This window comes from Pantoea sp. 18069, from assembly GCF_902706035.1.
Lineage (GTDB): Bacteria > Pseudomonadota > Gammaproteobacteria > Burkholderiales > Burkholderiaceae_C > Comamonas.
This window is the reverse complement of record NZ_CACSJA010000004.1, coordinates 142,889-157,679: the sequence shown is the minus strand read 5'-3', so window position 1 is coordinate 157,679 and position 14,791 is coordinate 142,889. Positions and strand designations below refer to the sequence as shown.

The following is a 14,791-nucleotide window of genomic DNA, read 5'->3' as shown; positions in this document are numbered from 1 at the left end:
TGTTTCTTGAGAGCTTGTTGAAGGATGAACGGCCTGCCCTATAAAACGGGGCAAGCGCCTTCGACGGACGAAGGTCTCAGGGCAAACGGGAAAAGCCTCAGATCACCTTGGCTTCATTCCTGAGCTTGTCCACCAGCGCCGCCACATCGGCGACCTTGACACCGGCGCCGCGCTTGGCGGGCTCGCAGACCTTGAGGGTCTTCAGGCGCGGCGTCACGTCGACACCCAGGTCTTCAGGGGTCACGGAGTCCAACTGCTTCTTCTTGGCCTTCATGATGTTGGGCAGCGTCACATAGCGCGGCTCGTTCAGGCGCAGATCGGTGGTGATCACGGCGGGCGTGGAAAGCGACAGGGTTTCAAGGCCGCCGTCGATTTCACGGGTCACATTGACCTTGCCTCCGGCGACTTCGACCTTGGAGGCAAACGTCGCCTGGGGCAGATTCGCCAAGGCGGCGAGCATCTGGCCGGTCTGGTTGGCATCGTCGTCGATGGCCTGCTTGCCCAGGATGACCAGGCCGGGTTGTTCCTTGTCGACCAGGGCCTTGAGCAGCTTGGCCACGGCCAGGGGCTGGAGCTCGATGTCGGTCAGCACATGGATGGCACGGTCGGCGCCAATGGCCATGGCAGTGCGCAGCGTTTCCTGGCACTGGGCCACGCCGCAGGACACGGCGATGACTTCGGTGACCACGCCCTTTTCCTGCAGACGCACGGCCTCTTCGACGGCGATTTCGTCAAACGGGTTCATGCTCATCTTGACGTTGGCGATATCGACGCCCGAGCCGTCGGATTTGACACGGACCTTGACGTTGTAATCCACGACGCGTTTGACTGGGACCAGTACCTTCATTGCTGCACCTCTTTTTCCTGAACGGGCAACCATTCGCCCGTATGTTGCCCAAGAGTCGGCGCCGCCTCGCGGTAGGCCGGGCGTTCGCCGTCGAACGTGAGAGGCAGTCCCACGGTGGGGAACGCCCCTTCCGGCCCTTGCTGCAGAATGCCAAGCGCCAGCGTCTGCGGGTCTTTCACCACCTGCTCTATGGTCTGCACCGGCGCATTGGGAACGTCGGCGGCGTCCAGCAGTGCGGACAGTTCCTGGTTGCCGTAGTTCGCCGCGAAAGCCTCGATCACCGGCAGCAGTTCGTTCTTATGGGTCACGCGCTGACGGTTGGTGCGAAAACGCTCATCGGCCGCCATCTCCGGACGGTCCATGGCACGGGCCAGCTTGGCGAAGAGGCCATCGTTGCCCGCACCGATCACGAGCCAGCCGTCACTTGTCTTGAACGCCTGGTAGGGCACGATGCCGGCCGCGCCCGAACCTTGCGGCAGTTGCGGCATTCCGCTCATCTGCTGGCGGCAGATCGGCGTGGCCGTCCAGGCCAGCGCCGTTTCGAACAGCGAGGTACGCACATGCGCGCCCACACCGGTGCGGCGCCGCTCGATCAGCGCGCCCATGATGCCGATTGCGCCCCACATGCCCGAACCCATGTCGATAATGGAGACGCCCACCCGGATCGGCGGCCGTTCCACGCTTTCAGCGGTGATGCTCATCATCCCGCCATAGGCCTGCATCAGCGGGTCGTAGCCCGGTTTACCCGCCATCGGGCCGGCATGGCCGAACGCGCCGATCTCGCAGTAGACCAGCGCTGGATTGGCCGCGCGCAGCCCGATCGGCCCCACGCCCAATGCTTCGGCCGCGCCAGCGCGCAGATTGCAGATCACTGCGTCGGCCTTTTCCAGGATCAGCTCGCGCAGCGCCGCGCATTGCTGCGGGTCGCGTAGATCCACGCTCACGCTCTGCTTGTCGCGGTTGAAGGCCGTGAAGTGGGGCGCTGAACCCGCATGGAACGGCGGCCCCCAGCCGCGCGCGGCATCGCCGCCCTCGGGGTTTTCGACCTTGATCAGCTCCGCGCCTAGGCCCGCGAGAATGAAGCCCGTGTAAGGGGCCGCGACGCTGTGGCCGATCTCGACCACGGTGAACCCTGCCAACGGCTGGGAATGGGACATGGGTAACTCCTTGGGTATGAGCCGCGTTCAGGCGGCCGACGCGCGGGCAAGCAGACGGTAGGCCCGCTCGGCCACTGGCTTATCGATCATTGCGCCGTCAAACAGCACGGCGCCTGTGCCGTGGGCAAGGCCTGCCTCGTAGGTCGCGACCAGACGACGGGCCTTTTCCTGCTCCGCAGCGGAAGGGCCGAATGCCTGGTTGAGCAGAGGAACCTGTGCCGGATGCACGCACGATGCGCAGGCGAAGCCCAGGGCGCGAGAGCGGTGGAGCATCGCGCGGTAAGGCTCGCTGTCGACAACGCCGGCCACGCTGGCGAGCACGCCCATGGGCAGGATGCCTGCCGCGCGGGCGGCGTGCAGACCCAGCATCTTGGCCACGTACAGGGAATCGGCACTGGGTTCGGCATCCAGGTCGGTGGCGAGGTCCTCTCCGCCGACGGCCATGGCGACCAGGCGGGCGTCGGAGCGGGCGATCGCATTCAACTGCTCCAGTGCTGCGGCGGACTCCACCAGCGCAACGAAACGCGTGTGACCCACAGGCAAGCCCAGTGCCACTTCGCGCGCTGTCACCACTTCGGCCAGAAGGCGTACGTGTTCCGGACCCATGACCTTGGGCAGCACCAGACCGGAGACTGCGGACCCGACGGCAGCGGCGATATCCTCCACGGCCCAGTGCAGTTCACGGTTGATGCGCACCAGCACATCCGCGCCGGCCTGGCCGACGGTCTGTGCAGCGGCCGCAACGCCAGTGCGGGCCGCCGCTTTTTCGTCGGTGCCGACCGAGTCCTCCAGATCCAGAATGATCGCATCCGCGCCACGGGTATGCGCCTTCGCGACAAAGCGCTGGGCATTGGCGGGACAGAACATCAGCGAGCGCCAAGCGGGCAATGTGCGGCCCGCCATCATGCGTCCTCGAACTGCAGCGTGCAGGTGGCGGCCAGCACACCCTGCTCGTCACCGGCCCAGGCATCCACGGTGGCTGTATCGGGCGACCCGCCCGCGACCGTCAGCGTGCCGCCCACGAACAGTGGCTTGACCAGCCGGGCGCTGAGCCCGGCCAGCCGACGACCTCCGGCGCGTGCCAGAGCCTCCTCAATGACGAGGTGCAGCGTGAGCGCCCCATTCATCACGCAGCCCGGGTAGCCTTCCTCGCGCCGTGCGTAATCGGCGTCATAGTGGATACGGTGGCCGTTCCAAGTCAGAGCAGAGTAGCGAAACACCAGGACCGGGTCCATCTCGTAGCTTGCGCTCCAGGCGGCATTGGCCGGTGCGGCAGCAGGCGTGGCGGCCGATGTCTCGCCACTGGGCGCATCGCGATAGACCACTTCCTGCTGTTCGACGATCACCGGCTTGCCAGCCACCTCGATGGTGTGGCACACGGCCAGGAAAACGAGCGTTCCACTGCGTCCCTGCTTCTGGCTTATGCCGACGATCTCCGAGCGCTTCTGCGCACGATCGCCCACGTGCAATGCACCAGGGAAAGTGACCTTGCGCCCCACAAACATCCTCCGGGGCAATGGGATGGGCGGCAGGAAGTCACCCTTGCGCGGATGGCCGTCGTGGCCGATCTCCGAACACCGTGCATTGGGCGTGAAGAACATCGAGTACCAGTGCGGCGGGATGACGCTGCCATGGGCAAACGCCATCGGATCGAGGTCAAGCATGGCCGCCATGCGGCGCACGGCGGGCAGGGTTATCTCGTCGTCGACCGTGATCGAACGACCCATCCAATCGGTGAATTCAGCGGCGATGTCGCGGGAGGACGTGGCAATTTCGGGCATGGACACGCTCCCTCAGTACGACCGTGGGAGCCCCAGCACATGCTGGCCGATGTTGCCCAGAATCAGGTTGGTGGATACCGGGGCAATGCGCGCCAGACGTGCTTCGCGCCATTTGCGCTCCACGTGGTACTCGCGGGCAAAGCCAAACCCGCCGTGGGTCTGCATGCACGCCTCGGCCGCATTCCACAAGCACTCGGCGGCGAGGTAGCGGGCCATGTTGGCTTCGGCGCCGCAGGGCTGGCCGGCTTCGAACAGGGCGGTGGCGCGACGGACCATCAGATCGGCCGCTTCCATCTGCACATGCGCTTGCGCGATGGGGAACTGGATCGCCTGGTTTGCGCCGATAGGGCGTTTGAACACCACGCGCTCCTTGGCATAAGCCGTTGCCTTGCGCACGAACCAACGCGTCGAGCCAACCGCCTCGGCGGCCGTGATCATGCGCTCGGCGTTCATGCCGTCCAGGATGTAGCGAAAGCCCTTGCCTTCCTCGCCCACGAGCGCGTCGGCAGGTACTTCGAGGTTCTCGAAGAACACTTCGGTCGCATGGTGGTTCACCATGGCCTTGATCGGGCGGATCGTGAGGCCACGGCCCAGCGCTTCCCGGATGTCGATCAGGAAAGTGGACACACCGTCCACCTTGTTCTTCACGTCCGAGGCCGGCGTAGTGCGCGCCAGCACCAACATCAGGTCGGAATGCTGCGCGCGCGAAGTCCAGACTTTCTGGCCGTTGATGCGAAAGCCGTTTGCGGTGCGTTCCGCGCGGGTCTTGAGCTGCGTGGTATCGGAGCCGGTCGTGGGCTCGGTCACGCCAAACGCCTGCAGACGCAAATCACCCGAGGCGATCTGCGGCAGGTACTTGCGCTTTTGCGCTTCGCTGCCATGGCGCAGCACCGTGCCCATGATGTACATCTGCGCGTGGCCGGCTGCAGCGTGGCAGCCGGCGGCACAGACTTCCTCCATGATCACGGCAGCGGCGCGCAGCGGCAGGCCTGAACCACCATATTCCTCGGGAATCAGCGCGGCCAGAAAGCCCGCCTGCGTCAGGGCCTTGATGAAGTCCGTGGGGTAGGCCTCGTTCTCGTCGAGGTTGAGCCAATACTCATCGGGAAAGTCGACGCACACGCGGCGCACGGCATCTCGGATATCGGAGAAATCCTCTCCGAGCTGCATGGAAACTGGGGGGGCAACGGCTGCAGCGTCATGCTGGGTAGTTGAAGTCATGGGGCTCCGAAAACAGTTGAGTTCGAAGCGCATCGTAGGTTCAAACAACCGGTTTTCGGCCGCTTGCGAGGGTATGCAGCGACATATCAATGGGCTGATGAAAGCAGCGTTGGCGCCGCCTGCGCCGCCGCAGCCGGGGCGGCTGATCGCGCTCGGGGTAGGAACGGTTTTCTGAGCGCTTATCCTGCGCTGCGCGTCACGGAGTCTTGAAGACGGCGTAGCCGGCCTGCGGCACCTGCACGCGCGGGCGTTCGGCGCCGCTGGCGCCTGCCGGAAAATGGGTGGCAAGCGCCTCGTGCAGCAGGTCCATGATGGACTGCTGCAATTCCTCGCGCTGCCAGGTGTGCACGCCTATGCCCACCGCGAGCGCCTGCCCGCCCACATCCGCCGGCACGCGCGTGGCGATCACGGAGGAACCCTGCGTGACCGAATCCCCGCTGAAGGCGAAGCCGGTCCGACGACATTCCAAGATTTCCGCCAGCAAGGCCTTGCCATCGACGGGCAGCGGGAAATCGACGTCGGTGGCATTGACGTTGCGCACCATGCGCAGCACCTGCTCGTCCGACTGGGTGCTCAGCAGCACCTTGCCCACGGCGGAGCGGCACAGAGGCCGCAACAGGCCCGGCTTGAGACCCACGCGCGAAGAGCGTGCCGAGACGATGTGGATGTACTGTGCGTGCAGACCATTCTGCATCGCCAGCATGGCGACATGGCCAGAACGGCTGGCCAGCATTTCCATGAAGGCCAGCAAGCTACCCTGCGCCAGCACCAACTGGTGCACCCAGTTTCCCAGAAAGCTGACCCGCAGCGTCGGCATGAAAGTGCGTGCATGCCGGTCATGTTGCAGGTAGCCGAGCTCGCTCAGGCCATGCAGCAGCACCGAAGTGCTGGACTGCGGATAACCCAGGCGCTGGGCGATTTCGCCCACCGTCAGCGAGCGCTGCTCAACGGCAAAAAGCTCCAGCACTTCGAGCGCGCGGTGAAGCGATCCTACGGGCTTGCCATAGGGCAATTCAGCGGCCACCTGCGTCAGCGGCAGCTCGTCATCGACAAAGGGGTTCTGTGGGATATCCATGCTGCACCGTGCGTGCTCGTTCGGCCCAAGTTTACCTCTGACTCCCGCAGGACCGAAGCCCCTCACTCGACCTGTACCCCGGCTTTCTTGATCACCCCCGACCATTTGGCGATTTCACCGCTGATGAGCTTGGCGAAGTCTTGCGACGACATGGGATCGGCGTCCACCCCCTGCTTGGCGTACTTCTCCAAAACGTCCGGCGACTGAACGACCTCGTTGATGGTGGCATTCAACTTGGCGATGATGTCCGGCGGCGTACCCGCGGGCGCAACAATGCCGTTCCAGCCTATGGCCTCGAAGCCTGGAATGAATTCAGCCACCGCAGGCACATCCGGCAAAGACGCAACGCGTTTCTTAGTCATCACCGCGATGGCATTCACGCGGTTCGTGTGGATCAGTGGCAGCGCCGGCTCGATGCTGCTGAAGGCCACGGGCACCTGCCCGCCCAGCACGTCGTTCAACGCGGGCGCGCTGCCCTTGTAGGGCACATGCACCATTTCTACTCCGGCCATGCTTGCCAGCAACTCCCCGCCCAAATGCGCGGGACTGCCCTGACCATAGGAGGCATAGTCGATACTGCCCGGCCTGGCTTTGGCTGCGGCCAGCAACTCCGGCAACGTCTTGTACGGCACTTTTGCGTTGCCAAGAATGAGCAGCGGCACCTCGGCCACCATGGCGACGGGAGCGAAGGCCTTCTCGGTGTCGTAGGGCACTTTGTAGAGGCCGGGGTTGATGGCGAAAGCGCTGGCGACATACAAGAGCGTGTAGCCATCGGGCTGGGCGCGCGCCACCTCACTGGAAGCGAGCATGGTGTTGGCACCCGGCTTGTTGTCAATGACGACCGTCCGTCCAAGCTTCTCCCCCACCTTGGTGGCAATCAGGCGGGCCAGGCCATCCGCGCCGCCTCCTGGTGGATAAGGCACCACCAGCCGAATCGGCTTGTTGGGATAGCCCTGCTGCGCAGAGCTGCCCACTGTGAATGAGGCCAGGACGGTAGCGGCGGTGGCTACCAGAATAACGCGACGTTTCATTGGTATATGTCTCCAGGTTCTACAACTTGTCCGCAGGATGCTAGGCGACTCAAGCGCCCGATGAAAGGCCCATGACGCAATGTTCAGCCGGCTGATAAATGGGCCATGCCCTTGCCTGCGGCGACGCGTTGCACGACGATCGCGCACCGTCCACATACCACCTCCTTGAACATGAAATTCCTGAGCTTCCGGCGTGATGGCGCCGACCACATTGGCGCAGTGCGCGGCGATGCCGTGGTAGATCTGACGCCGGCTTCGCAGTGCGGCAACCTGGGCGAAGCCCTGCGTCGACTGGGCCCCATTGCGTTGCACGCCCTCGCGAGCCAAGGCCCTGCATCCTTCGCGCTCTCGAGCATCAAAACGTTCCGCCCGGTGGTGGCTGACCCAGCACGGATTCTCTGCGTAGGACTCAACTACGAGGAGCACCGGGTGGAAGCCGGCCGTGCACGCACCTCGCAACCGACCTTGTTCCTTCGCCTACCAGCATCGCAAACCGGACACGAGCAGCCCATCATCATTCCGCCCGAAGTATCCGAAGGACTCGATTTTGAAGGGGAGATAGCGATCGTCATCGGCCGCGGCGGACGACGCATCCCAGCGGCGCAGGCCTGGGAGCATGTGTTCGGCTACGCTCCCTACAATGACGCGTCGGCACGCGCCTGGCAGTCCCACTCCACCCAGTGGACAGCCGGCAAGAACTTCCCGGCCACGGGAGCCTTCGGCCCCTTTCTGGTGAGTGCAGACGAACTCGGCGACAACCCGCTGCTCACCTTGTCCACACGCCTCAATGGCCAGGTCATGCAGCAGGCCGACACCCGCATGATGATCTTCCCCATCCCCGAACTCATCGCCTATGCCTCCACCTTCACGCCGCTGGAGCCGGGCGATGTCATCGTGACCGGGACACCGGGCGGCGTCGGCTTCAAGCGCACGCCACCGGTGCTGATGCGCGACGGCGATGTGGTTGAAGTGGAGGTGGGTGGCGTAGGGACACTGCGCAACACCATCGCCCTGGAGCCACCCTGCGCGTGACGCCATGGGACAGCGCGCGCTCCCGACGGCCTGCCAGCAGTTGAGCCTCAGCAATCAGCAGAAGATCGCCGAGTGCTTGCACAATGGCAAAGCAGCACACTGAACTTCGCGCGCAAGGTCAGCAACCGCGTGGTGTTCATGCACCAAAGTCGGCACGCCCGAAGCGCTGTTCGGCGCGCCGCAGACGCCCGAGCTGCAGCAGTTTCTGGGGCGAGGGCATTGAGCCCAGGCCAGGCAATTCCTGCGGCCTGAAACGCCGCTTTTTTTCAGATATCGATCTACGAGAAAATTCGTTTCCCCAAGCCAGCCGCCTGCCTAGGATGAACCTCCATTGCGTCATGTACGCCTACCTTGGAGCATCCGATGAGCGCTGTTTTGGAAACCCTGCCCACGCAACTGTCGGGCCCGCTGGACATCACGCCCCTGGCCGTGCGCATAGGCGCCGAAGTGCGCGGGCTGCGTCTGTCGGGCACGCTCGATGGCGACACCGTCGCCCAGCTGCGCGCCGCGCTGCTGCGCCACCGCGTGCTGTTCTTCAAGGGCCAGCACCACCTCGATGACGCCAGCCACCAGGCCTTTGGCCGGCTCTGGGGCGAGATCGAGGCCCACCCCACGGTGCCCGCGCCCGATGGCACGCGCTTTCTCGAACTCGACTCGCGCCATGGCGGGCGCGCCGATTCCTGGCACACCGATGTGACGTTCAAGGCCGCGCCGCCCAAGGCCTGCATACTGCGCGCCGTGGTGCTGCCGCCCCATGGCGGCGACACGGTCTGGGCCAATACCGTCGCCGCCTACGAAGGCCTGCCCGCGCCGCTCAAGGCGCTCGCCGACGGGCTCTGGGCGGTGCATGGCAATGACTACGACTATGCCGATCCGCGCCAGCAAACCACGGCCAGCGCCGAAGAAATCGCCGGCCGCGCGCAGTACCGCGCGACTTTCCGGCGCACCCTCATCGAAGCCGAACACCCGGTGGTGCATGTGCACCCCGAAACCGGCGAGCGCGCGCTGCTGCTGGGCCATTTCGCCAAGCGCCTGAACCAGCTGCGCCAGCAGGAATCGAACGCGCTGCTCGAGCTGCTGCACCAGCGCATCGTCGCGCTCGAGAACACCGTGCGCTGGCGCTGGTCCGAAGGCGATGTCGCGATCTGGGACAACCGCGCGACCCAGCACTACGCGATCAACGACTACGGCGACCAGCACCGCGTGGTGCGCCGCGTCACCGTGACCGGCGAACACACCACGGCCATCGACGGCCGCAAGAGCATCGACCGCACGGCGGTCAGCGCCTGAACTTGATTTCGGATACTCCCATGCCGCACTCCAGCGCCCCCCCACCGTTCGCCCTGAGTCCTGAGCCTGCCGAAGGATCGAAGGGCGTTTCAGGGCCTGCTCCTGAAGCTTCCACGGCTTCCTGCGCGGCCGCCAGCTCCCGCCGCGCCCTTTTGCGCGCCGGCGCAGCCCTCGGTGCAAGCGCCCTGTGGAGCATGCCCGCGTTCGCCCAGCGCGCCAAGCCGCTGCAGGGCACGACGCTCAATGTCGCGCTGTTCAGCACCGCCTACTCCAGGCTGCTGCGCCCCTGGATCGCCGAGTTCGAGGAAAGCACCGGCGCGCGCGTGAACTTCGACACGCCGGGCTTTCCCGTCTACAACCAGCGCACCGACCTCGAGCTCTCGACCAAGGGCAGCGCCTACGACGTGGTCAACGTCACCTTCATCTATTCGAGCCGCTGGATCAACTCGGGCTGGCTCACGCCGCTGGACGAGTTCATCGCCAACCGCAATCTCACGCCGGCCGACTTCGACATCAATGATTTCCTGGCCGGCGCGCGCGCGCCCGAGACCGGCGCCGACGGCAAGCTCTATGGCGTGCCGTGGACGGCCGAAGTCACGCTGGCCGCGGCCAGCCGCTTCGATGTGCTGCGCAGCGCCGGCCTGGCCTTTCCCGACACGCTGGAAGACTTCAGCCGCGCCGTGCAGACCGTGCACCGCAAGGAGCGCGCGGCCGGCTTCGTCACCGACAACCACTACGGCTGGACCTTCCCGCCGTTCCTGCAGGCGTTTGGCGGCGATGTGTTCCGCAAGGCGCCGCACGACCTCTACCCCACGCTGGACACGCCCGAGGCGATTGCCGCGGCCGACTACTTCGCGCGCCTGCTGCGCGATTTCGGGCCGGACGGCGCGGTCTCGTACACCGCCGACCAGTCGCTGCAATCGCTCAAGAGCGGGCGCAGCAACCTGGGCATACAGGGCCAGATCTACCTGTCGCAGCTCGCCGACAAGGCCAGCAGCAAGGTCGCAGCGACCACCGCCTGGGGCGCGGTGCCGCGCGGGCCCGCGGGGCGCTTTCCGGGCTCGGCCGTGCATGGCCTGGGCATTCCCGTGGGCAGCAGGAACGCGCAGGCCGCGTGGCAGTTCATCGCCTGGGCGACGTCCAAGCAGATCACGCAGCGCGCCGTGGCCGCGGGCTATGGCTCGCCCACGCGCCGCTCCGACATGCAGTCGCAGGTCTTCAGCGAGCGCCAGCGCGTCAACGGCTATGACATCGCCAAGCTGTCGTCCGAAGCCATCGATCTCGCGGCCCGGCAAGGCCATATGAAGTACCGCACGGTGGCCGTGTACCCGCAGATCGACCAGCAGATCAACAAGGCCATCGAGCTGATCGTCTCCGGCCAGAAGTCCGCGGCCGCGGCCATGCAGCAGGCGCAGATCGGCGCGCTGGCCGAGCTCAGGCGCTCGGGCATCGCGGTCTGACGCAAAGGCGCAGCGCCCATGCACATGCCTCCCGCACTCGCTCCCGCGCTGCCCGCCGGCGAGGCCGGCCAGCCCTACTATCTGCCCAGCCGGACTGCAGCGCCAGCGCCACCTGTCCCAGCGCCCGCGCCGAGCTGGCAGCGTCAGCAGCGCCGCGCCTATGGCTGGGGCCTGTACCCGGCGCTGATCGTGCTCGCGCTGATCACGCTGGCGCCGCTGATCACACTGGTGGTCGTCAGCCTCACGCCGCTGAGCCTGACCGACCCCGCGGGCACCTTCCACTTCCGCGACCCACTGGGCAACTACCGGCAATTGCTGCAGGACCCGCGCTTTTTGCATTCGCTGTGGGTGCAGTTCCAGCTGTCAAGCGTGGGCGTGACGCTGCAGCTGTTGACGGGCCTGGGCATCGCGCTGCTGCTGCATGGCCGGTCAAAGGTGCTGGGCGCGGTGCGCAGCCTGTTCCTGATTCCCATGGTGTTGCCGCCCATCGTCGTCGCGCTGATCTGGAAGATCCTCTACACCCCCGACATCAGCCCGCTGCACCAGGCGCTGGATGCCCTGGGCTGGCCGCTGCGCTCGCTGATCGCCAACCCCGACACCGCGCTGTGGGCCGTGGTCGCGGCCGATACCTGGCAGTGGTTTCCGTTCACCATGCTGATGGTGCTCGCGGCGCTGCAGATGATTCCCGACGATCCGCTAGAAGCCGCGCGCATGGACGGCGCCAACCGCTGGCAGCTGTTCCGCTTCATCGTCTTTCCCCATATCCGCGCGGTGCTGCTGGTCTGCGCGCTGTTCCGGCTGATCGACAGCTTCAAGGCCTTTCCGCTGCTCTACGTGCTGACCAATGGCGGCCCGGGCACGGTGACCGAAGTCACGAATTTCTATGGTTTCATCCAGGCCTTCAACTTCTCGTTCTGGGGCTACGGCAGCGCGATCGCGCTGGTCATGCTCGCCGGGGTCTTTGTTCTCAGCGCGCTGGTCAGCCGCCTGGGCCGTGAAGGAGCGCACGATGCACGCTGAAGCCGCGCTCTACGAGCCGCCCTTTCCGTCCGACCGGCCGCGCACCCGCGGCTGGCTGCGCCGCCATGGCCGCGACATCGCGGCGCTGGCGCTGCTCGCGGTATTGCTGCTGCCGTTCTTCTGGATGGTGCAGCTCGCGCTGCGCCCCGCGGCCTATGCCTTCGAGCCCTCGCTGCTGTTCACGCCCACGCTGGACGCGTTTCGCGCGCTCTGGCAGGACCAGTTCGCGCGCGCGTTCGGCAACAGCTTGCTGACCAGCACGCTGTCCACGGCGCTGGCGCTGCTCATAGGCGTGCCCGCGGCCTATGCGCTCACGCGCTGGCGCTTTCGCGCGCGCCGCCATGTCGCGCTGTGGATACTGTGCACGCGCATGGCGCCGCCGATCGCGTTCACCATTCCGTTCTTTCTCGCGCTGCGCTGGGCCGGCCTGCTCGACACGGTCTGGGGCCTGACGCTGATCTACCTGACGTTCAACCTGGCCATCGTGATCTGGCTGATGCAGAGCTTCTTCGCGGCGATTCCCCCGGCGCTCGAGGAAGCCGCGTGGATCGACGGCTGCGGCGTCTGGTCGGCGTTCTGGCATGTGACGCTGCCCTTGACACTGCCCGGCCTGGTCTCCACGGCCGTGCTGTGCTTCATCTTTTCGTGGAGCGATTTTTTCTTCGCGCTGATTCTCACGCGCACCCAGGCCGTCACGGCGCCCGTGGCCATCGTCAACTTCCTGCAGTACGACGGCTGGGAGTGGACCAAGATCGCGGCCGCGGGCACGCTGGTCATGCTGCCGGTCGTGGCCTTTACCCTGCTGGTGCGCAAATACCTCGTGCGCGGCCTCACGGCCGGCGGCGTCAAGGACTGATTCCATGGCTTCCATTTCTCTGCGCCATCTGCGCAAACACTACGCGGGCCAGGCCGTGCTGCACGAGCTGTCGCTGGAGATAGCCGACGGCGAATTCGTCGCCCTGGTCGGCCCTTCGGGCTGCGGCAAATCGACGCTGCTGCGCATGGTCGCGGGGCTGGAAGCCGTCGATGAGGGCGAAATCCTGCTGGGCACGCAGCGCCTCAACGACGTCGCGCCGCGCGAGCGCAACATCGCCATGGTGTTCCAGAACTACGCGCTGTACCCGCACATGAGCGTCGCCGAGAACCTGGGCTTCGCGCTGCGCCTGCAAGGCGTGCGGCCCGCGCTGCGCAAGCAGCGCGTCGACGATGTGGCGGCCATACTCAACCTGCAGGGGCTGCTCGAACGCCGCCCGGCCCAGCTTTCGGGCGGCCAGCGCCAGCGCGTGGCCATGGGCCGGGCCATCATCCGCGAGCCCCAGGCCTTTTTGTTCGACGAGCCGCTGTCGAATCTCGACGCCAAGCTGCGCGTGCAGATGCGCACCGAAATCAAGGCGCTGCACCAGCGGCTGGGCACGACCACGCTGTATGTGACGCACGACCAGATCGAGGCCATGACCATGGCCGACCGCATCGTGGTGCTCAAGGACGGCCGGATCGAGCAGGCGGGCACGCCGCTGGAACTCTACGACCGGCCGCGCAACGCGTTTGTCGCGGGCTTCATAGGCTCACCCGCGATGAACCTGCTCGCCGGGCGCGCGCAGGAAGGCGGACGCGTGCTGACCGACGACGGCCTGCTGCTGCCCATGCCCCCGGGCCTGGCGCTCGCGCCGGGCCGCGCGGTCTGGCTCGGTGTACGCCCCGAACACCTCGAGGTCACATCGGCCGACCAGGGCCTGCGCGCCAAAGTCCAGGTGCTCGAGCCCACGGGCGCGGAAACCCAGATCGCCGCGCGGCTGGGAGGCCAGAACGTGATCGCCGTGTCGCGCGAGCGCGTCGATCTGCGGCCGGGCAGCACCTTGGGCCTACGGCCGCTGATAAGCCAGTTGCACGTGTTCGACCAGGCCTCGGGCGCACGCTTGAACTGACCCCGCTGGGCCCGCCAGGGGCCCACTCGCCCAAGGGTTCCCCTGCATCGCCAGCGCCGCCGCCGCGCCTCACAATGGGTTGCATGCACCTTTCCCGCTATGCACTGGCCTGGGCCGGACCGGCCCTGGGCATTTTCTTCGCGCTGCTGCTCGCCTGGCGCGTGCTCGCGGGAGACTCCGGACAACCGCCGCTCGCGCACTTCGTGATCGCCTGGGCGACGGTGCTCGCCAGCCTGCTCGCGGGCGTGGCCGCGCTGCGTTCGCGCGCCAGCCCGGCCCTGGCCTGCATGCTCCAGGCCGGCGCACTCGCCACGGCCAGCAGCGCGCTGGGCCTGCAGCAGTGGCATCTGGTCTTCAAACCGCTGGCCATGGTCTGCGCGCTGCTCGCCGTCGCATTGAGCATGCACCGCCACGGCGCCACGCGCAGCGGCTGGCTGCTGCTCGCGGCGCTGGCCGCGTCGCTCGCCGGCGATGTGTTGCTGATGCTGCGCGGCCTGTTCATACCGGGCCTCGCGGCGTTCCTGCTGGCCCATCTTTGCTATATCGCGCTGTTCAAGCAGGGCCAGCGCTGGTTTGCGCTGCGCAGCGCGCTCGCATTCGCGCTGTTGCTGGCCGCGGCGATGTACACGTTTCTCTGGCAGGGCGGCCTGCCCGCGGCGCTGCGGCTGCCGGTCGCGGCCTATGTGCTGGTGATCGCGCTGATGGCCGCGCAGGCCTGGGGCCGCTGGCACGAAGCCGCTGCCGCCGACCGGCCCGCGGCGCTGCTGGTGGCGCTGGGCGCGTGCAGCTTCATGCTCAGCGATTCGCTGCTCGCGACCAACCGTTTCGTGCAGCCCCTGCCCTGGGCGCAGCTGGCGGTGCTGTCAAGCTACTACCTGGCACAGGTGCTGATCGTGGTCGGCATGCTCTGCACGGTGAAAAGAAACACCGCCTGAGCCGCTGCGCGGCGGCC

At 66.3% G+C, this 14,791-nt stretch carries 14 protein-coding genes; 7 read left to right on the top strand and 7 right to left on the bottom strand.

Features of this window, described 5'->3' with window-relative positions:
• Positions 1–97 precede the first annotated feature (97 nt).
• The 7 genes from GVL12_RS05545 to GVL12_RS05515 all read right to left on the bottom strand — a co-directional run bounded on the left by GVL12_RS05545 (position 98) and on the right by GVL12_RS05515 (position 7,112).
• Entirely contained in the window at positions 98–847 is a 750-nt protein-coding gene (locus GVL12_RS05545; protein ID WP_159911686.1) for an electron transfer flavoprotein subunit beta/FixA family protein, read from the bottom strand.
• Entirely contained in the window at positions 844–2,004 is a 1,161-nt protein-coding gene (locus GVL12_RS05540) for a CaiB/BaiF CoA-transferase family protein (RefSeq protein ID WP_159911684.1), read from the bottom strand. The genes GVL12_RS05545 and GVL12_RS05540 overlap by 4 nt, the downstream gene beginning before the upstream one ends.
• A gap of 27 nt (positions 2,005–2,031) precedes the next feature.
• Positions 2,032–2,907, bottom strand: coding sequence for a CoA ester lyase (locus GVL12_RS05535; RefSeq protein WP_159911682.1), 876 nt, complete (start codon positions 2,905–2,907; stop codon positions 2,032–2,034).
• Complete coding sequence (locus tag GVL12_RS05530; protein WP_159911680.1) at positions 2,907–3,785, bottom strand: MaoC family dehydratase N-terminal domain-containing protein; 879 nt, start codon at positions 3,783–3,785, stop codon at positions 2,907–2,909. The genes GVL12_RS05535 and GVL12_RS05530 overlap by 1 nt, the downstream gene beginning before the upstream one ends.
• A 12-nt stretch (positions 3,786–3,797) precedes the next feature.
• Complete coding sequence (locus GVL12_RS05525; RefSeq protein ID WP_159911678.1) at positions 3,798–5,006, bottom strand: acyl-CoA dehydrogenase family protein; 1,209 nt, start codon at positions 5,004–5,006, stop codon at positions 3,798–3,800.
• Between the two features lie 196 nt (positions 5,007–5,202).
• Positions 5,203–6,081, bottom strand: a complete 879-nt coding sequence (locus tag GVL12_RS05520; RefSeq protein ID WP_159911676.1) for an IclR family transcriptional regulator — start codon at positions 6,079–6,081, stop codon at positions 5,203–5,205.
• Positions 6,082–6,143: 62 nt separating this feature from the next.
• Positions 6,144–7,112 carry a tripartite tricarboxylate transporter substrate binding protein gene (locus GVL12_RS05515; RefSeq protein WP_159911675.1) on the bottom strand — a complete coding sequence of 323 codons (969 nt, stop codon included), beginning with the start codon at positions 7,110–7,112 and terminating at the stop codon, positions 6,144–6,146.
• A gap of 171 nt (positions 7,113–7,283) precedes the next feature.
• Here GVL12_RS05515 and GVL12_RS05510 point away from each other — a divergent pair, with 171 nt between their 5' ends.
• The 7 genes from GVL12_RS05510 (at position 7,284) to GVL12_RS05480 (ending at position 14,774) form a co-directional block, all read left to right on the top strand.
• Positions 7,284–8,144 (top strand): fumarylacetoacetate hydrolase family protein, encoded by an 861-nt coding sequence (locus GVL12_RS05510; protein WP_159911766.1) that lies wholly within the window; start codon positions 7,284–7,286, stop codon positions 8,142–8,144.
• Between the two features lie 363 nt (positions 8,145–8,507).
• Positions 8,508–9,434, top strand: coding sequence for a TauD/TfdA family dioxygenase (locus tag GVL12_RS05505; RefSeq protein ID WP_159911674.1), 927 nt, complete (start codon positions 8,508–8,510; stop codon positions 9,432–9,434).
• Positions 9,435–9,628: 194 nt separating this feature from the next.
• Complete coding sequence (locus GVL12_RS05500) at positions 9,629–10,894, top strand: ABC transporter substrate-binding protein (RefSeq protein ID WP_200843511.1); 1,266 nt, start codon at positions 9,629–9,631, stop codon at positions 10,892–10,894.
• 18 nt (positions 10,895–10,912) lie between these two features.
• Positions 10,913–11,914, top strand: a complete 1,002-nt coding sequence (locus GVL12_RS05495) for a carbohydrate ABC transporter permease (RefSeq protein WP_200843510.1) — start codon at positions 10,913–10,915, stop codon at positions 11,912–11,914.
• Positions 11,904–12,770, top strand: a complete 867-nt coding sequence (locus GVL12_RS05490) for a carbohydrate ABC transporter permease (protein ID WP_159911672.1) — start codon at positions 11,904–11,906, stop codon at positions 12,768–12,770. Before GVL12_RS05495 ends, GVL12_RS05490 begins: the two co-directional genes overlap by 11 nt.
• A 4-nt stretch (positions 12,771–12,774) precedes the next feature.
• Positions 12,775–13,839, top strand: coding sequence for an ABC transporter ATP-binding protein (locus tag GVL12_RS05485; RefSeq protein ID WP_159911671.1), 1,065 nt, complete (start codon positions 12,775–12,777; stop codon positions 13,837–13,839).
• Positions 13,840–13,922: 83 nt separating this feature from the next.
• Positions 13,923–14,774, top strand: coding sequence for a lysoplasmalogenase (locus tag GVL12_RS05480; RefSeq protein ID WP_200843509.1), 852 nt, complete (start codon positions 13,923–13,925; stop codon positions 14,772–14,774).
• The last annotated feature ends 17 nt before the right edge of the window (positions 14,775–14,791 follow it).